The 17341-nt window shown below is 63.4% G+C and carries 17 protein-coding genes; 9 read left to right on the top strand and 8 right to left on the bottom strand.

Going from position 1 to position 17341, the window contains the following annotated elements:
- Positions 1-235: 235 nt before the first annotated feature.
- Positions 236-1012, bottom strand: coding sequence for an enoyl-CoA hydratase (locus FHW58_RS26905; protein WP_179676266.1), 777 nt, complete (start codon positions 1010-1012; stop codon positions 236-238).
- A gap of 69 nt (positions 1013-1081) precedes the next feature.
- Between FHW58_RS26905 and FHW58_RS26900 the strand changes: the two genes are divergently transcribed.
- Both FHW58_RS26900 and FHW58_RS26895 read left to right on the top strand, forming a co-directional pair.
- Entirely contained in the window at positions 1082-2362 is a 1281-nt protein-coding gene (locus FHW58_RS26900) for an MFS transporter (protein ID WP_179676265.1), read from the top strand.
- 34 nt (positions 2363-2396) lie between these two features.
- Positions 2397-2834 carry a universal stress protein gene (locus FHW58_RS26895; protein WP_179676264.1) on the top strand — a complete coding sequence of 146 codons (438 nt, stop codon included), beginning with the start codon at positions 2397-2399 and terminating at the stop codon, positions 2832-2834.
- Here the strand turns inward: FHW58_RS26895 and FHW58_RS26890 are convergent.
- Both FHW58_RS26890 and apaG read right to left on the bottom strand, forming a co-directional pair.
- Positions 2831-4021, bottom strand: a complete 1191-nt coding sequence (locus FHW58_RS26890; RefSeq protein WP_179676263.1) for a murein transglycosylase A — start codon at positions 4019-4021, stop codon at positions 2831-2833. The genes FHW58_RS26895 and FHW58_RS26890 overlap by 4 nt on opposite strands.
- 128 nt (positions 4022-4149) lie before the next feature.
- Positions 4150-4524, bottom strand: coding sequence for a Co2+/Mg2+ efflux protein ApaG (apaG, locus tag FHW58_RS26885; RefSeq protein ID WP_179676262.1), 375 nt, complete (start codon positions 4522-4524; stop codon positions 4150-4152).
- 158 nt (positions 4525-4682) lie between these two features.
- On the opposite strand from apaG, the gene rpe reads away from it, so the two are divergent.
- The 7 genes from rpe (at position 4683) to trpC (ending at position 10913) form a co-directional block, all read left to right on the top strand.
- A complete protein-coding gene (gene rpe / locus FHW58_RS26880) occupies positions 4683-5348 on the top strand; it encodes a ribulose-phosphate 3-epimerase (protein ID WP_179676261.1) in 666 nt (221 codons plus the stop codon).
- Positions 5349-5352: 4 nt separating this feature from the next.
- Positions 5353-6036, top strand: a complete 684-nt coding sequence (locus FHW58_RS26875; protein WP_179676260.1) for a phosphoglycolate phosphatase — start codon at positions 5353-5355, stop codon at positions 6034-6036.
- Between the two features lie 217 nt (positions 6037-6253).
- Complete coding sequence (trpE, locus tag FHW58_RS26870) at positions 6254-7750, top strand: anthranilate synthase component I (protein WP_179676259.1); 1497 nt, start codon at positions 6254-6256, stop codon at positions 7748-7750.
- 1 nt (position 7751) lies between these two features.
- Positions 7752-8315, top strand: a complete 564-nt coding sequence (locus tag FHW58_RS26865) for an aminodeoxychorismate/anthranilate synthase component II (RefSeq protein ID WP_179676258.1) — start codon at positions 7752-7754, stop codon at positions 8313-8315.
- 16 nt (positions 8316-8331) lie between these two features.
- Positions 8332-9363 (top strand): anthranilate phosphoribosyltransferase, encoded by a 1032-nt coding sequence (trpD, locus tag FHW58_RS26860; RefSeq protein WP_179676257.1) that lies wholly within the window; start codon positions 8332-8334, stop codon positions 9361-9363.
- Positions 9364-9435: 72 nt separating this feature from the next.
- A complete protein-coding gene (locus FHW58_RS26855) occupies positions 9436-10110 on the top strand; it encodes a LysE family translocator (protein WP_179676256.1) in 675 nt (224 codons plus the stop codon).
- A 2-nt stretch (positions 10111-10112) separates the two neighbouring features.
- A complete protein-coding gene (trpC, locus tag FHW58_RS26850; protein WP_179676255.1) occupies positions 10113-10913 on the top strand; it encodes an indole-3-glycerol phosphate synthase TrpC in 801 nt (266 codons plus the stop codon).
- On the opposite strand, the gene FHW58_RS26845 is transcribed toward trpC, so the two are convergent.
- From FHW58_RS26845 to FHW58_RS26825, 5 genes are all read right to left on the bottom strand, one after another.
- On the bottom strand, positions 10910-12076 hold the full coding sequence (locus FHW58_RS26845; protein ID WP_229265509.1) for a GGDEF domain-containing protein: 1167 nt from the start codon (positions 12074-12076) through the stop codon (positions 10910-10912). The genes trpC and FHW58_RS26845 overlap by 4 nt on opposite strands.
- Positions 12077-12219: 143 nt before the next feature.
- Positions 12220-14040 (bottom strand): M61 family metallopeptidase, encoded by a 1821-nt coding sequence (locus FHW58_RS26840; protein WP_179676254.1) that lies wholly within the window; start codon positions 14038-14040, stop codon positions 12220-12222.
- Entirely contained in the window at positions 14040-14606 is a 567-nt protein-coding gene (locus tag FHW58_RS26835; RefSeq protein WP_179676253.1) for an NTP transferase domain-containing protein, read from the bottom strand. Before FHW58_RS26835 ends, FHW58_RS26840 begins: the two co-directional genes overlap by 1 nt.
- 5 nt (positions 14607-14611) lie before the next feature.
- Complete coding sequence (locus FHW58_RS26830; protein ID WP_179676252.1) at positions 14612-16840, bottom strand: xanthine dehydrogenase family protein molybdopterin-binding subunit; 2229 nt, start codon at positions 16838-16840, stop codon at positions 14612-14614.
- 13 nt (positions 16841-16853) lie between these two features.
- Positions 16854-17312, bottom strand: a complete 459-nt coding sequence (locus FHW58_RS26825) for a (2Fe-2S)-binding protein (protein ID WP_154360144.1) — start codon at positions 17310-17312, stop codon at positions 16854-16856.
- Positions 17313-17341 lie beyond the last annotated feature (29 nt).

The raw sequence follows: 17341 nt of genomic DNA, 5'->3' as shown, positions 1-17341 counted from the left end.
CTCAAAATACTGACAGTATTTCTTGTTGAGCATTTAATGCTTTTTGTTGCAGCATCAAACGCCCACATTTATCGACTGTAATTTTTTAAAGACCGGTGTTACTCGCTGCTGAAGCGTTGTGTTCAGCAGCACAGAAGCGAGATTATGAAGCACTTGATTTATCTCGTCAACCCCTCGTTTTTACTTCGTTTCGCTTGGTCAGCGTTGCGTCGTTTTCGCGAGGGACCGAACTATATCAAAGCCCCTCGAAGTTTGGCAAGCGCTTTTCGAGGAAAGCTTTCATGCCTTCTTTTTGAGCGGGCGTGCCGAAGCCGGCCTGGAACAGCTGACGCTCGTACGCCACGCCTTGCGACAGCGTGGTTTCAAACGCGCGGTTGACGGCGTCCTTGATCTGCATGGCGACCGAGGTCGGCATGGCGGCGATCTGTTTGGCGGCGGTCAGCACTTCGTCGATCAGCTTATCGGCCGGCACCACGCGCGACACCAGGCCGATGCGCTCGGCCTCGACCGCGTCGATGGTGCGCGCGGTCAGCAGCAGGTCCATGGCCTTGGCCTTGCCGATGGCGCGCGGCAGGCGCTGCGTGCCGCCGGCGCCCGGCGTGACGCCCACCTTGATCTCCGGCTGGCCGAACTTGGCCGTGTCCGCGGCAATCAGGAAATCGCACATCATGGCCAACTCGCAGCCGCCGCCCAGCGCATAGCCGGCCACGGCACCCACCACCGGCTTGCGGACGCGCAGGATGTGCTCCCAGTTGCGGCCGATATAGTTGTCGCGGTGCGTGTCCGGGTAGGTGTAGTCCACCATGGCGGCGATGTCGGCGCCGGCCGCAAACGCCTTCTCGCTGCCGGTCAGCACGATGCAGCCGATGGCCGGGTCGGCGTCGAACTGATATAAGGCCTCGCCCAGCTCGTTCATCATGTTGTCGTTCAGCGCGTTCAGCGCCTTGGGACGGTTCAAACGGATCAGGGCTACTTTGTCGTGCACTTCGACGATCAGGTCTTGATACGGCATGTGTTCCTCCAGGTGGAATATTTACCGGGCGATTGTAGCGCCTATCATCGGCGCTGGTATGATTGAAATTTGGCAACCTGCACTCAAGAGCTTCCCATTCTTAACGCCTTCCGCAACGACGCGCTGCTGCGCAACGGCGACTTTCGCCGCTACTGGTCCAGCGCCATCATCAACGGCTTTGGCAGCTATGTCAGCGCGCTGGCCATTCCGCTGTGCGCGGTGCTGCTGTTGAAAGCCACGCCGGCGCAGATGGGCATGATGGGCGCGGCCGCCGCCCTGCCCTTCGCGCTGCTGGGCCTGCCCGCCGGCGTGCTGCTCGACCGCAACCGCAAGCTGCCCATCCTGCTGACCAGCAAGGCGGTGCAGGCGGCGTCGCTGGCCAGCATTCCGCTGGCCTGGTGGCTGGGCGTGCTGACGGTGCAGTGGCTGTATGCCGTGTCCTTCATCACCGGCGCCTGCGGCGTGGTCGGCGGCGGCGCCGAGGTGGTGTTCCTGACCAATATGATCGGCCGCGACAAGCTGACCGACGCCCAGTCCAAGTTCACCGCCACCGATTCCGCCGCCCGTCTGCTGGCGCCCGGCTTCGCTGGCGTGCTGATTCAGTGGCTGACCGCGCCGTACGCGGTGCTGTTGAACGCCATCGGCTTTCTGGTGTCGATCGCGCTGCTGCGCGACGTCAAGGCCAGCGATCCCAAGCCGCCGCCGTCCAACAAGCATCCGCTGCGCGATATCCAGGACGGCATCCTGTTCATCTGGCGCCATGCGCTGCTGCGCGCGCTGGCCGTGGCGTCGGGCTGCTGGCACATGCTGTTTTACGGCTTCGCCGCGCTGCACGTGATTTTCGCCACGCGCGAGCTGGGCATGAGCGCCGGCATGCTGGGCGTGGCGCAGATGATCGGCGGCATCGGCGTGCTGGCCAGCTCGCTGCTGCTGAAACCCTTGAATCAGCGCTACGGCCCCACCGGCGCCATGCTGATCGGCATGGGCCTGTGTGCGTTTGCCTACACTGCAACGCCGCTGATCCCCGCCAACCTGTTCGGCCACCCGCTGGCCAGCGCCATCGCCTGCGCCACCATGTCCTTCTTCCTCGATTGCGGCGTGATGCTGTTCCTGATGCCGTACACCACCCTGCGCCAGCAGGTCACGCCGGACGCCTACCTGGGCCGCATGGTGTCCACCATGCGCTTCCTGACGGTGTCGGTGGCGCCGCTGGGCGCGCTGACGGCCGGCTATCTCGGCGAGCACTTCAGCGTGCGCACCGGCCTGGCCTGCGTGGCGGCCGGCGGCATCGCGCTGATGCTTGGACTGGCCCTGGCCATCCGTGCGCCAGAAAAGGCGGCGAGCCAGTAGGCTGGCTCCAGTGTGTCATTAACAGGAGTTAGCCATGTTTAAATCGATTTTGCTGCCAACCGACGGCTCCGAGCTGTCCGACAAAGCCACCGCGATCGCGATGGAATTCGCCAAACTGCACCAGTCGCGCGTCACCGCGCTGACGGTGATTCAGCCCATGCTGATGCCGTCGCTGGGCGACAGCGGCGCCGTGCTGGACGCCGGCCAGTACGAAACCCAGATGCAGGACGCCGCGCGCGCCCACATCACCAAGGTGGCGGCGGCCGCCAGCGCGGCCGGCATTCCATTTGAGGGGATTATCGCGATGTCGGCCAATCCGTCGGACGAGATTGTGGCGGCAGCGGAGAAATACGGCGCCGACCTGATCATGATGGCCTCGCACGGCCGTACCGGCTTGAGCAAGCTGCTGCTGGGCAGCGAAACCCAGAGTGTGCTGTCGCACACCACGCTGCCCGTGCTGGTGCTGCGTTAAAACTTCTTCGGCAGCAGCACCCAGATGCTGCCGCGCTGCTTCATGCGGCCGGCGTTTTCGGCCGCGTCGCCGCCAAAGCCGAAGAAGTAGTCGACGCGGATGGCGCCACGAATCGCACCGCCCGTGTCCTGCGCCATCACCAGCCGCTGCAGCGGAATATCGCTGTTCGGCTGGGTGGTGGACAGGAACATCGGCGCGCCCTGCGGCAACTGGGTGGCGTCGATGGCGACCGAGCGTTGCGGCGTCAGCGGCACGCCCAGCGAGCCTTTCGGCCCCACTTTCGGATCCGGCAGCTTCTCTTCCTTGAAGAACACGTAGCTCGGATTGACGTTGAACAGCTCCTGCATGCGGGTCGGGTGGCCGGCGATCCACGCCTTGATGCCCTGCGCCGAGGCCTGCTCCAGCGTCAGCTCGCCCTTCTCCACCAGGTATTTGCCGATGGATTTGTACGGATGGCCGTTCTGGTCGGCGTACGCCACGCGCACCGTCTCGCCGGTGTCGCTCAGTTGCACACGGCCCGAGCCCTGCACCTGCAGGAAGAACGATTCGACCGGATCGTCCACCCACAGCAGTTCCTTGCCGCTGAAGCCGGACGATTCGATGTCCGCGCGGGTGGCGTACGGCACCACCTTCTTGCCCACCAGCTTGCCGCGCAGACGCATGCCCTTCAGCTCCGGGTAGACGCTGGCCAGGTCGATGGTCAGCATATCGTCCGGCACCTTGTACAACGGCGTCTGGTACGGGCCGCCCTTCTTGCGGGCGCCGTGCAGCAGCGGCTCGTAGTAGCCGGTGATCAGGCCCTCGGTGGCGCCATCGGGCGCGACCACCTGGTTCGGCTCCAGGAAAGCCTCGAAGAAGGTGCGGATGGCTTGCTCGTCGTTGCCGTTGACGGTGCGCGCCACCGTGCAGGGCTCTTTCCACGTCGCCTGCTTGATCAGCACCGAGCACGAGGACAGGAAGGCCGGCCACGCGGCGCGCAGGTCGTCGCGGTCCCAGCCCGGCAACTGGGCGTAGGTGGCCGGCACCATCTGCAGCTTGGACGGCGGCGCCGGCTGGGCCGGTGGCGCTGGCGTTGACGGCGCGGGCTGGGCCGGCGGCTGCGGCTGCGGTTGCGGCGCGGGCGTTGGCTGGGCCGGCGGCAGCGGCGTGGAGGTACAGGCGGCCAGCGCAAGCGCGACGACGCTCATCGAAACGGGTAGACTACGACGTGGAGATGACATAAAGGATAACTATGTGGCTATTAATGGTGGAAGCGGGCGTGGCGTTCTTTCTGCTGGTGTTCATCGTCTGGTGGACGATGCGCGGCAAGAAGTGATCAGTGCAGCGTGCGCGGCAGCGACAGCACAAATTCCGGGATCTTGACCTCGAACTGATGGCCGTCCTCGGCCACGCAGAAGTACTCGCCGACCATCGAGCCCTGCGTGGTCTGCAAGGCCGCGCCGCTGGTGTACTCGAACTGCTCGCCCGGTTGCAGCAGCGGCTGGTGGCCGACCACGCCCAGGCCGCGCACCTCCTCAACATGGTTGTTGGCGTCCGTGATGATCCAGTGGCGCGAGATCAGCTGCGCCGCCACCGTGCCGGTGTTCTTGATCGTGATCGAGTACGTAAACACAAAATTCGTGCGCTCCGGGTCCGACTGGTCCGGCAGGTACTGGGTTCTGACCGACACGGTGAATTCGTAATTGGGCATCAACATTCCTCTAAAAAGCAAGCTTGGCAAGCATATATCGCCAAGCATCCATTGCACCGCAAATCGGCCCCGCATGCAAGGACGGCGCGGCTGAAAACGGGCGCAACGGCGCCGACCAGCGTAAAATAACGCATCTTTTTTAATGCAAGCCCACCGCCATGACCACTTTCCGCATCGCTCCCAGCATCCTGTCCGCCGACTTCGCCCGTTTGGGTGAAGAGGTCCGCAACGTCGTCTCGGCCGGCGCCGACATGATCCACTTTGACGTGATGGACAATCACTATGTTCCCAACCTGACCATCGGCCCGCTGGTGTGCCAGGCCATCCGTCCGCACGTGGAGGTGCCGATCGATGTGCACCTGATGGTCAAGCCGGTGGACCGCATCATCCCGGACTTCGCCAAGGCCGGCGCCAACCTCATCACCTTCCACCCGGAAGCGTCCGAGCACATCGACCGCTCGCTGCAACTGATCCGCGACCACGGCTGCAAGGCCGGCCTGGTGTTCAACCCGGCCACGCCGCTGAGCTACCTGGAGCACGTGATGGACAAGGTGGACATGATCCTGATCATGTCGGTCAACCCCGGCTTCGGCGGCCAGTCCTTCATCCCGCAGGCGCTGAAAAAGATCGCCGAGGCGCGCCGCCTGATCGATGAATCCGGCCGCGACATCCTGCTGGAAGTCGATGGCGGCATCAAGATCGACAACATCGCCGCCGCCGCCGCTGCCGGCGCCGACACCTTCGTCGCCGGTTCCGCCATCTTCGGCCAGCCGGATTACAAGGCCGTGATCGACGCCATGCGCGCCAACCTGGCCAAGGTCTAAGCCCATGAGCGTGCTGGCAGGCGTGCGCGCCGCAATCATTGACCTCGACGGCACCATGCTGGACACGATCCCCGACTTCCACGTGGCGATCAACAGCATGCGCGCGGAACTGGGACTCGGCCCGATCACCCAGGCGCAGATTGCCCTGATGGTCGGCAAGGGCTCGGAAAACCTGATCCGCGCCGTCCTGGCGCTGGATTGGGACGCCGACCGCGTCGAGGCCGCGTTTGCGCATGCGATGGACGCCTACCAGCGCCACTACCTGGGCATCAATGGACTCCACAGCACGCTGTTCCCGGACGTGATCGCAGGTCTGCGCGCGATGCAGGCCAACGGCCTGCGCCTGGCCTGCGTGACCAACAAGCCGATCGCCTTCACCACGCCGCTGCTCAAGCTCAAGGGCCTGGACCAGTTCTTTGCAGTGGTCTACGGCGGCGACTCGCTGCCCCGCAAAAAGCCAGACCCGCTGCCCCTGCAAACGGTATGCGCCGACTTCGGCCTGGCGCCGGCGCAGGTGGTGGCCATCGGCGATTCCTCGAATGACGCGCAGGCCGCGCGCGCGGCCGGCTGCCCAGTGCTGACGGTGCCTTATGGTTACAACCACGGAGAATCTATACACGACATCGATTCCGATGGTATAGTAGGCACGCTGCTAGAAGCGGCTAGCCTGATCCGTTCGCATAATTAACCGTTAGCTGAACTTAACCTGACCGAAATGTCTCTCACCAAAAAACACATCGTCAACCAAACAGGCTCGATTGAGGCCTGGCTTTGGCGACGCTGGCAATCCTGGCAAAACTAAGCCGAATTGATTGCTGTCGTCCGCCCGCGCGCGTCCCGACGACAGGTTTTTTGAAACACACCACCGCCGCATCCACCTCATTCCGGCGGCATGGAGAGATGACATGACCGAACTCGAATTCAAATCGTTGGCCACCGACGGCTACAACCGCATTCCACTGATCGCGGAAGCCTTCGCCGACCTCGAAACCCCGCTCACGCTGTACCTGAAACTGGCCCAGACCCAGAACGCCGGCAAGAACACCTTCCTGCTGGAGTCGGTGGTGGGCGGCGAGCGTTTCGGCCGCTACTCGTTTATTGGCCTGCCAGCCACCACGCTGCTGCGCACCTTCGGCAATCGCACCGAAATCGTCAGGAACGGCGCGGTGATCGAAACGCACGAAGGCAATCCGCTGGACTTCATCGAGGCCTACCAGAAGCGCTTCAAGGTGGCGATCCGTCCCGGCATGCCGCGCTTCTGCGGCGGCCTGGCCGGCTACTTCGGCTACGACACCGTGCGCCACATCGAGAAGACGCTGGCCCACACGCAGCCGAAGGACGACCTGGGCCTGCCGGACATCCAGCTGATGGTGACCGAGGAACTGGCCGTCATCGATAACCTGAGCGGCAAGCTGTATCTGATCGTGTACGCCGACACCACGCAGCCGGAGTCCTACTCCAAGGCGAAGCAGCGCCTGAAAGACCTGCGCGTGATGCTACGCCGCGGCGTGGAAGCGCCGGTGACCAGCGCCTCGGTGCGTACCGAGGCGGTGCGCGAATTCGCCAAAGAGGATTACCTGAAAGCCGTCGCCCGCGCCCACGAATACGTGCTGGCCGGTGACCTGATGCAGGTGCAGATCGGCCAGCGCATCCGCAAGCCGTATGTCGATTCGCCACTGAGCCTGTACCGCGCGCTGCGTTCGCTGAACCCGTCGCCGTACATGTACTTCTATAACTTTGGCGACATGCAGATCGTTGGCGCCTCGCCGGAGATTTTGGTGCGCAACGAGACCGCGCCGGACGGCGAGAAGAAAGTCACGCTGCGCCCGATCGCCGGCACCCGCCCGCGCGGCGCCACGCCCGAGCGCGACGCCGAACTGGCCAAGGAACTGCTGGCGGATCAAAAGGAAATCGCCGAACACGTGATGCTGATCGACCTGGCGCGCAATGACCTGGGCCGCATCTCCGAGATCGGCAGCGTCAAGGTGACCGACCGCCTGGTCATCGAAAAATACTCGCACGTGCAGCACATCGTCTCCAACGTCGAGGGCAGGCTGAAAGACGGCCTGTCCAACCTGGACGTGCTGCGCGCCACCTTCCCGGCCGGCACGCTGACCGGCGCGCCGAAGGTGCGGGCGATGGAAATCATCGACGAGCTGGAAATCTCCAAGCGCGGCATCTATGGCGGCGCCTGCGGCTACCTGTCGTTTGGCGGCGAGATGGACGTGGCGATCGCCATCCGCACCGGCGTGATCAAGGACGGCAACCTGTACGTGCAGGCCGCCGCCGGCATCGTCGCCGACTCCATCGCCGAGATGGAATGGCAGGAAACTGAACACAAGGCGCGCGCCGTGCTGCGCGCCGCCGAGCAAGTGCAAGATGGTCTGGATGGGGAGTTCTAACATGCTGCTGATGATCGACAATTACGACTCCTTCACCTACAACATCGTGCAGTACTTCGGTGAACTGGGCGAGGACGTGCGCGTCTACCGCAACGATGAAATCACCATCGCGGAAATCGAGGCGCTGAACCCGGACCACATCTGCATTTCGCCGGGTCCGAAAGACCCGTCGCAGGCGGGCATTTCGATTGAAGTGCTCAAGCACTTCGCCGGCAAGAAGCCGATCCTGGGCGTGTGCCTTGGCCACCAGGCCATCGGCGAAGCGTTCGGCGGCAAGATCATTCGCGCCAAGCAGGTCATGCATGGCAAAACCTCTTTAATCGCGCATACGGGCGTGGGCGTCTTCAAGGACATCCCTTCCCCCTTCACGGTGATTCGCTATCACTCGCTGGCAATCGAGCGCAGCTCGCTGCCGTCCTGCCTGGAAGTCACGGCATGGACCGACGATGGCGAAATCATGGGCGTGCGGCACAAGGAATACGACATCGAGGGCGTGCAGTTCCACCCCGAGTCCATCCTGTCCGAACACGGCCACAAGCTGCTGAAGAACTTCCTCGTACGCTGATTAAAGAGAGTCCGCCATGCCTATCACTTATCAAGAAGCGCTGGTGCGTTGCATCGAACACCGCGAGATTTTCCACGACGAGATGCTGCACCTGTTCCGCCAGATCATGTCCGGCGAAATGTCGCCGACCATGATCGCGGCCCTGACCATGGGGCTGCGCGTGAAAAAAGAAACCATCGGCGAAATCGCCGCCGCCGCGCAGGTGATGCGCGAGTTCTCGACCAAGGTGCCGATGGCCGATACCACCGGCCTGCTGGACATCGTCGGCACCGGCGGCGATGGCGCGCATACCTTCAACATCTCCACCACCGCGATGTTCGTGGCGGCGGCGGCGGGCGCGCGCGTGGCCAAGCACGGCGGCCGCAGCGTATCGTCGTCGTCGGGCAGCGCGGACGTGATCGAGTCGCTGGGCGCGAACATCAACCTCAAGCCCGAGCAGATCGCGCAGTCGATCGCGCAGACCGGCATCGGCTTCATGTTCGCGCCGAATCACCACGCGGCCATGAAGCACGTGGCTCCGGTGCGCAAGGAACTGGGCGTGCGCTCCATCTTCAACATCCTGGGTCCGCTGACCAATCCGGCCGGGGCGCCAAATATCCTGATGGGCGTGTTCCACGCTGACCTGGTGGGGATTCAGGTACGGGTGCTGCAGCGTTTGGGCGCGCAGCATGCCATCGTCGTCTACGGAAAAGACAATATGGACGAGGTGTCGCTGGGCGCCGGCACCATGGTCGGTGAACTGATTAACGGCGAGATCCGCGAGTACGAGATTCACCCGGAGGACTTCGGCCTGCAGATGATCGCCAGCCGCAACCTGAAGGTGGCCGACGCGGCCGAGTCCAGGCAGCGCATGATGGAAGCGCTGCGCGGCGAGCCGGGTGCGGCGTTTGACATCGTGGCGCTGAACGCCGGCACCGCACTGTACGCGGCCGGCGTGGCCAGCTCGATCGAGGATGGCCTGAAGCGCGCGCGCTTCGCCATCACCTCCGGCGCGGCGCTGCGCAAGATCGATCAATTCGTTCAGGTTACGCAAGACCTCGGCCACTAAGCGCGCAAGCGGAAACTCATGCTGTGTATGGATTCCCGCTTGCGCGGGAATGACGATGCAGAGGATAACGATATGTTTGGAATTCACGATCTGGCGCTGTTTATCATCTCCGGCCTGCTGTTGAACATCATGCCCGGTCCCGACTCGCTGCTGATCATGACGCGCAGCGCCACGCAAGGCTGGCGCGCCGGCTCGGCCGCCGCGCTGGGCATCGGCACCGGCACCATGGTGCATGTGCTGGCGGCGGCGCTCGGCCTGTCCGCCGTGCTGTCGACCTCCGCCGCCGCCTTCACGGTGGTGAAGTGGGTCGGCGCGGCGTACATCGTCTACATGGGCATCGGCATGCTGCGCGCCAAGCTGCGCGAGGATGCCGGTGCGGCCGCCGACGTGGCGGCGGCGCGCGCCGCGCAGCCAGCCGGCGACGCGCGTCCACCGCTGGCCTGGCGCAAAATTTTCCTGCAGGGCTTCCTGACCAATGTCCTGAATCCCAAGGTGGCGCTGTTCTTCCTGGCGTTTGTGCCGCAGTTTATCGCTGCCGATTCCGCCAACAAGCCGCTGGCCTTCATTATTCTGGGCGCGATTTTCAATTTGAATAGCATGCTGTATTGCCACGGCCTGGCCCTGTTCACCGCCTTCGCCAGCACGCGCCTGACCATCAAGCCGCTGCTGTCGCTATGGCTGAACCGCACCATGGGCGGCCTGTTCCTGGCCCTCGGCGTGCGCCTTGCACTCTCGGAGCAACGTTAATCATGTCTGACATTCTGAACAAAATCCTGGCCGTCAAAGCCGACGAAGTGGCCGCCGCCAAAAAGTACCGCGGCTTCGCCAGCCTGCGCGACGAGGTGGAGTCCAACACCGAACTGCGCGCCGGCTTGCGCGGCTTCGAAGCCAGCCTGCGCGCGAAAGTCGACGCCGGCAAACCGGGCGTCATCACCGAAATCAAGAAAGCCTCGCCATCGAAAGGCGTCATCCGCGCCGACTTCCGGCCGGCCGAAATCGCCGCGACCTACGAAGCCAATGGCGCCGCCTGCCTGTCGGTGCTGACCGACGAGCAGTTCTTCCAGGGTTCGGTGGCCTATTTGCAGCAAGCGCGCGGCGCCTGCTCGCTGCCGGTGCTGCGCAAGGACTTCATGATCGACATCTACCAGATCTACGAAGCGCGCGCGATGGGTGCCGATGCCATCCTGCTCATCGTATCGGCGCTGGATCATGGCCTGATGGCGGAAATGGAAGCGGTGGCCCACGAACTGGGCATGGGCGTGCTGGTGGAAACCCACGACGGCGACGAACTGACCGCCGCGCTCAAGCTGAAAACGCGGCTGGTCGGCGTCAACAACCGCAACCTGCGCACGTTCGAGGTGTCGCTGCAAAACACCCTCGGCCTGCTGGACCGCATGCCGGCCGATAAGCTGGTCATCACCGAATCGGGCATCCTGGCGCCGGCCGACGTCAAGACCATGCGCGACGCGAATGTCCATGCCTTCCTGGTCGGCGAAGCCTTCATGCGCGCGCCGGATCCGGGCGCCGAACTGGCCCGCCTGTTCGGCTAAGCCGTGGCCAGCAGCGGCTGCGCCACCTCGTCCGCGACTTCGTAACGGTTGCGGCCTTTTTCTTTAGCGCAATACAACGCCTTGTCGGCGCGGATCAGCAGGCTGTCCAGGCTCTCATCCGCGCTGGTCTGGCAGGCGACGCCGATGCTGACGGTGTACGGCGGCACCTCCGGCCGCACCGTTTTCAGCGCCGCCTGGATGCGCTCGGCGATATGCAGGCCGCGATCCAGGCCGGTGGCGGGCAGCAGCACAACAAATTCCTCACCGCCGAAACGGGCCACGTGGTCGGAGGCGCGCAGCGCCTTGGCGATCATCTGCGCCATGTCGACCAAGACACAATCGCCAATGGCATGGCCGAAATTATCGTTAATTCTTTTAAAGTAATCGATATCGATATTCAGCATGGTCATGTACGTGCTTTCACGGCGCATCAATGCATGCTCTTTGGCGTAAATATCGGCGAAACCGCGGCGGTTTAACGTCTGGGTTAATGGATCCAGCGTCGAGCGGCGTTCCAGCGTAATCTGCAGGCGCCGCGTGCAAACGGTCATAAACCCCACCGTCATCATCAAAGTCATGAATTGTGCGCTGGCCAGATACAAGCGCGCGAAAACCCCGTTGCCAAGCAGATTCACATCGCTGTCGCTGGTTACCGCCAATATGCCGCGCACCGCGACCATAATGGACTCGACCAGCATCAAGGAAACGAAAAACCACATCGAAAAATGGCGATCGCCATGTTTCAGAATAATGAATATCGCACGCGCATGCAGCGTAAATACCACGACGGAAGAAACGGCGACGCGCGTCAGAAAATCCGGCTTCATCCATAACCAGTAAGCCAGCAACACGGCGATGCCTATCCAGCTTAAATGAAACAGCCGCCACGACGGTTTAATGCCATAAAACCGCTCCGTGCCGATCATCATTAATCCCAGCCCCCAAGTCATTACGATGTTGGCAAACAAGAGCAAACTATCGGACGTGCCGCGCACGGCGAGCAGCACCACGCCGCCCACCAACAATACCAGCGCCAGCGCCCATTCGCGCAAGCCGTGGATTTCCTTGGGGAAGTTCAAGTGGGCGGAGTACAGCACAACGCTCATGGCGCCGGCCATCAGCGTCGCCATCAGCAATATGGTGGAGGGATCAGGCAAATTCATCTGCGCTGATTCTAAACCACAAAGCATCGGCGGGGGAAATTCCGGCCGGCTTGCGCTGGAAATTGGCGAGTACATGCCAAAAACTGGCATAAAATGGGCCAAAAAAAGGCCGCATCCGTGGATGCGGCCGGGAGAACGTTGTTTTAGCGGCTTGCGCTGGGGCGCAGCGGCCCGACGGATTTCTTGCCCGCCGCTTCCAGCGCCAGGGTAATGCCGGGCACGCGATCGCCTTGCAGCGTCAGCTGGAAAGTCATTAATTCGTCACGGCGGAACGCATGGACTTCCACCGTATCGCCGACCGCGTAACGAGACAGCAGGTTATCCAGATTGGTCGCGGTGACGCGCAAGCCACCCACGGCCATCAGAATATCGCCAGCCGATAATCCAGCCTGGTGGGCAGCGCCATTTTCATGGACGGCCGACAGTTTGCAATCATTCCCGTCTTTGCCCAGATTGGCGTCGAAACTCGGCTTGGACGATTTACGCTCATCGCTATATTTAACCCCGAATGGCGCCAGCAATTTCGCCAGCGGTAAATCTTCGGTGCCGCGAATATATTTATCGAAGAATGGTTTAAAACGGCCGCCGCTGATTTCATCAAATAAAGCCTCGGCTTCCGCCGGCGTTACGCCACGGCCGCCGCCGGTATAAAAGTCGCTGCCATAACGCTGCCATAATGCGCGCATGACATCATCCAGCGATTTCTTGCCGCCGGTTTTGGCCCGAATACTTAAATCCAGCGCCAGGCCGATTAAAGAGCCCTTGGTATAATAACTGACGATGGCGTTCGGCGCATTTTCATCCTGGCGATAATATTTTCCCCAGGCGTCGAAACTGGAATCGGCCACGCTTTGTTTCAAGCGGCCGGCACCGCGCAATACGCTGCCGACGGTTTTACCCAGCAATTTGAAATAGGCCGGCTCGCCAATAATGCCAGCGCGTACCAGCATCAGGTCATCGTAATAACTGGTGAAGCCTTCAAACAGCCACAGCAGCGGCGAATAATTTTCGACTTGCAGGTTGTAAGGCGCAAACGCGGCCGGCTTGATGCGCTTGACGTTCCAGGTGTGGAAATACTCGTGGCTGCACAGGCCGAGGTATTGCAGGTAGCCGTCGCTGATCTCCTTGCCCGCGGCCGAGGTGGTCGGCAGGTCGTTGCGGTTGCAGATCAGCGCGGTCGAGGCGCGATGTTCCAGGCCGCCGTAGCCGTCGCCCACCGCCATGGTCATGAACACATAGCGGTCCATTGGCGCTTTCTTGGACTTGGGCTCGAAGAAGGCGATTTGCGTTTCGCAGATTTTTTTCAGGTCGGCGCTCAGCCGCGCCAGGTCCAGGTTCGGCACGCGGCCAGTGATGACGATGTCGTGCGGGACGCCGTGCGCCTTGAAGGTGGCCAGCGCAAAGTCGCCCTGCTCCACCGGATGGTCGATCAGCTCATCGTAATTGGATGCGATGTAGGTGCCAAAACCATAACGTTTCGCCTTCAACTCCGGCAGCGAGGTGGCCACGCGCCAGGTGGCGGCCGCTTCGTCGGCCGGACGCTGGATGTCGACCACGTGCGGTTCTTCCTCCTGTCCCAGCACGCGCAGGAACACGCTGGTGCCGTTGAAGAAGCCGTGGTTCTGGTCCAGGTGCGCGGCGCGCACCGACAGGTCCCAGGCGTAGACTTCGTAATGCACCGTCAGCGCGGCAGCGCGGTCGGCCAGCGGGGCCGCCTGCCACGAGTGCTTATCCAGCTTGGTCAGCTCGACCGCCTCGCCCTTGGACTCGGCGCGGATGCGGACGATATTGCGCGAGAACTCGCGGATCATGTAGCTGCCGGGGATCCACGCCGGCAGCGCGAAAATCTGCCCGCCTTCGGCCGGCGACGCCACCGTGACCGAGACGTGGAACAAGTGCGCCGCCAGGTCATGGCCGACGATGGTATAGGCGATCGCCGGGAGAGTTTTGCTCGGTTTTTTCATCATAAGTCCTGTCTTGTGTCGATGTCGCGCACGACGCCTTCGTCATCGACCACCACGTCGCTGACCGGGTGGCTTTTTAAAATCGCGCGCGCGCCCTGGTCGCCGTCCAGCGCCAGCAGCAACGGCAAATGGTATGCGCCGAAGGCGACCGGATTGCCGCGCCGCCCTTCAAATACAGGTGCCGCGATGTGCGCGCCCTGTTCTATTTTAGCGGCAAGGGCACGGATGGTCTTCGGACTTATGTAAGGCATGTCGCCCAGCGCGATGACCCAGCCCTCGGCCTGTTTGGTATGTTCGATCGCCGTCACCAGCGAGGAGGCCATGCCGAGATCCGCTTCCGCGCACACGCGCACTTCGCATCCCAGCCCGCCGAGCAGCGCGGCCACCTTGTCGTCGCCCGGGCGGACGACGGCCAGCACGCGCGGCAGCGCGGCCAGCATATTCCTTGCGCTGGCGGCGACGACCACGTCGCCGTCGGCCAGCGTTTGCAGCAGTTTGTTTTGTACGCCGGACGGGTCGAAACGCCGACCGCGTCCGGCTGCCAGCAGGATGCCGGTTACCGCCATCCCGCTCAGGCGCTTTGCAGATCGAACGGCAGCTTGCGCAGGCGCTTGCCGGTCAGCTTGAACAGCGCGTTGGCGAAGGCCGGCGCCAGCGGCGGCAGGCCTGGTTCGCCCATGCCGGTTGGCGGATCATTCGATGGCACGATGTGCACGTCGATCGCCGGCATGTCGGTCATGCGCGCCACGGTATAGTCGCTGAAGTTCTGCTGCTCCACCACGCCGTCCTTCAGCGTGATGGCGGCGCCCGGCAGGGTCATGCCGAGGCCCATCAGCGCCGCGCCCTGGATCTGCGCCTCGATGGTCATCGGGTTGACCGCCGTGTTGCAGTGGACGCCCGCCGTGACCTTGTGCAGCTTCGGCGTGCCGTTCTTCACGGACGCCACCACCACGTAGGCGATCACGGTGTTGAACGACTCGTGCACCGCCACGCCCCAGGCCTGGCCCTTCGGCAAAGCCTTCTTGCCGTAACCGGACTTGGCCACCGCCAGGTCCAGCGCGGCCACGTGGCGCTTGCCCTTCTCGCCCATGATCTTCTTGCGGTAGGCCACCGGATCCATCTTGGCCGCGTGCGCGGCTTCGTCGATCAGGGTTTCCATCACAAACGCGGTATGGGTCGAGCCGACCGAACGCCACCACAGCACCGGCACGTTGGCCTTGACGGTGTGCGCGCTCAGGTTCAGCGGCACTTCGTACGGCTCGCCCATGCCTTCGATCATGGTGGCGTCGACGCCATTCTTGACCATCATCGATTCAAACGGCGTGCCGCTGGTGATGGACTGGCCGACGATCACGTGATCCCAGCCGACGATCTCGCCCTTGGCATCCAGGCCGATATCGGCGCGGTGCACGTGCGACGGACGGTAGTAGCCGCCCTTGATGTCGTCCTCGCGGCTCCAGATCACCTTGATCGGCTCCTTGTGGCCGGCTGCCTGCCACACCTTGGCGATGTTGACCGCTTCCACCAGGTAGTCGGAGGTTGGCACCGCGCGGCGGCCAAAGCCGCCGCCGGCCATCATCGTGTTCAGCACCACCTGCTCCGGTTTCAGGCCGGCGGTGGCGGCGATCGCGCCCTGGTCGACGGTCTGGAACTGCGAGCCGGCCCACACCGTGCAGCCATCCTTGCGCAGGTCGACCACGCAGTTCAGCGGCTCCATCGGCGCGTGCGCCAGGTACGGGAACTCGTAGACGGCGGAGATTTTCTTCGCCGCGCCAGCGATCTTCGAGGTGTCGGCGGTGCGCACCGGCGTGCCGGCCTTCTGCGACAGCGCCTTGTATTCTTCCACCTGTTTGGCGCTGCTGACCTTATCGACGCCGCTGGTGTCCCACTCGATGGCCAGCGCTTCACGGGCGGTCTTGGCCGGCCAGTAGCCATCGGCGATGACCACCACGCCGCTGCCGCCACGGTCGGTCTTCACTTCCAGCACGTCGATCACGCCCTTGATGGCCTTGGCCTTGCTGGCGTCGAACCTGGCGACCTTGGCGCCGAACACCGGCGGACGCGCCACCACGGCCACCTTGCTGTCCGGCGCCTTGAAGTCCATGCCGAAGGTCTGCTTGCCGGTGGACTTGGCGCGCGCGTCGAGCCGGCGCACCGGCTTGCCGATCAGCGTGAAGTCCTTCGGGTCCTTCAACTGCACGGTGGCCGGCACCGGCTGCTTCATCGCCGCGTCGGCCATGGCGCCGTAGGTGGCCTTCTGGCCGGCGGGGCCGATCAGCGTGCCCTTGACAGTCTTGATCTGCGCCGCCGGCACCTTCCATTGTTCGGCCGCCGCCGCGATCAGCATCTGGCGCGCCTTGGCGCCGATTTCGCGGTACTGCGTGTACGAGTGGGCGATGCTGCCCGAGCCGCCGGTGATCTGGATGCCGAACAGCGGGTCCTTGTACTGGTCGCCGGCCGGCGCCAGCGCGCCGCGCACCTGCGACCAGTCGGCGTCCAGTTCCTCCGCGATCAGCATCGGCAGCGAGGTCTGCACGCCCTGGCCGAACTCCAGGCGGTTGACCTGCACCGTCACCGTGTTATCCGGCGCGATGTGCAGGAAGGCGTTCGGTTCGTAGACCTTGGCCGGCGCCTGCTGCGCGTTGGCCCAGCGGCCCGCGCCCGGCATGAAGAAGCCCAGCACCAGGCCGCCGCCGGCGACCGCGCCGGCTTTCATGAAGCCGCGGCGCGACATGCCGGAAGCGGCGGCACCCGCGGGAGCGCCGGCGATGCTGTCCTGATTAAGCCATTCGATACGCATGATGGTCTCCTCCTCAGGCAATCGCTTTGGCAGCGTCTTTGATGGCGACGCGGATGCGCTGATACGTGCCGCAGCGGCAGATATTGCCGGCCATGGCGTTGTCGATCTCGGCGTCCGATGGATTCTTGTTGGTGCGCAGCAGCGCGGTGGCGCTCATGATCTGGCCACTCTGGCAGTAGCCGCATTGCGGCACGTCGATCTTGACCCACGCGTCCTGCACGGCCTTGCCGACCTTGTCGGTTTCCATGGCCTCGATGGTGGTGATCTTCTGGCCCTCGGCCGCCGAAATCGGCGTCACGCACGAGCGGATGGCCTGGCCGCCCAGGTGCACGGTGCAGGCGCCGCACAGCGCCATGCCGCAACCGAACTTGGTGCCGGTCATGTTGAGGTTATCGCGCAAGGCCCACAGGATGGGCGTCGACGGATCGGCGTCCACCTGCACATCTTTGCCGTTGATGTTCAAAGTGATCATGGAAAGTCTCCCTGGTTTGGACTGCGATG

This window comes from Duganella sp. 1224, assembly GCF_013408245.1.
Lineage (GTDB): Bacteria > Pseudomonadota > Gammaproteobacteria > Burkholderiales > Burkholderiaceae_D > Rugamonas.
This window is presented reverse-complemented; position numbering and strand designations above follow the sequence as displayed.

Coding starts and splice junctions, on each gene's coding strand:
- FHW58_RS26905 (WP_179676266.1), bottom strand. CDS start 1,012: ATGCCGTATCAAGACCTGATCGTCGAAGTGCACGACAAAGTAGCCCTG.
- FHW58_RS26895 (WP_179676264.1), top strand. CDS start 2,397: ATGTTTAAATCGATTTTGCTGCCAACCGACGGCTCCGAGCTGTCCGAC.
- FHW58_RS26890 (WP_179676263.1), bottom strand. CDS start 4,021: ATGAGCGTCGTCGCGCTTGCGCTGGCCGCCTGTACCTCCACGCCGCTG.
- apaG (WP_179676262.1), bottom strand. CDS start 4,524: ATGCCCAATTACGAATTCACCGTGTCGGTCAGAACCCAGTACCTGCCG.
- rpe (WP_179676261.1), top strand. CDS start 4,683: ATGACCACTTTCCGCATCGCTCCCAGCATCCTGTCCGCCGACTTCGCC.
- FHW58_RS26875 (WP_179676260.1), top strand. CDS start 5,353: ATGAGCGTGCTGGCAGGCGTGCGCGCCGCAATCATTGACCTCGACGGC.
- trpE (WP_179676259.1), top strand. CDS start 6,254: ATGACCGAACTCGAATTCAAATCGTTGGCCACCGACGGCTACAACCGC.
- FHW58_RS26865 (WP_179676258.1), top strand. CDS start 7,752: ATGCTGCTGATGATCGACAATTACGACTCCTTCACCTACAACATCGTG.
- trpD (WP_179676257.1), top strand. CDS start 8,332: ATGCCTATCACTTATCAAGAAGCGCTGGTGCGTTGCATCGAACACCGC.
- FHW58_RS26855 (WP_179676256.1), top strand. CDS start 9,436: ATGTTTGGAATTCACGATCTGGCGCTGTTTATCATCTCCGGCCTGCTG.
- trpC (WP_179676255.1), top strand. CDS start 10,113: ATGTCTGACATTCTGAACAAAATCCTGGCCGTCAAAGCCGACGAAGTG.
- FHW58_RS26845 (WP_229265509.1), bottom strand. CDS start 12,076: ATGAATTTGCCTGATCCCTCCACCATATTGCTGATGGCGACGCTGATG.
- FHW58_RS26840 (WP_179676254.1), bottom strand. CDS start 14,040: ATGAAAAAACCGAGCAAAACTCTCCCGGCGATCGCCTATACCATCGTC.
- FHW58_RS26835 (WP_179676253.1), bottom strand. CDS start 14,606: ATGGCGGTAACCGGCATCCTGCTGGCAGCCGGACGCGGTCGGCGTTTC.
- FHW58_RS26830 (WP_179676252.1), bottom strand. CDS start 16,840: ATGCGTATCGAATGGCTTAATCAGGACAGCATCGCCGGCGCTCCCGCG.
- FHW58_RS26825 (WP_154360144.1), bottom strand. CDS start 17,312: ATGATCACTTTGAACATCAACGGCAAAGATGTGCAGGTGGACGCCGAT.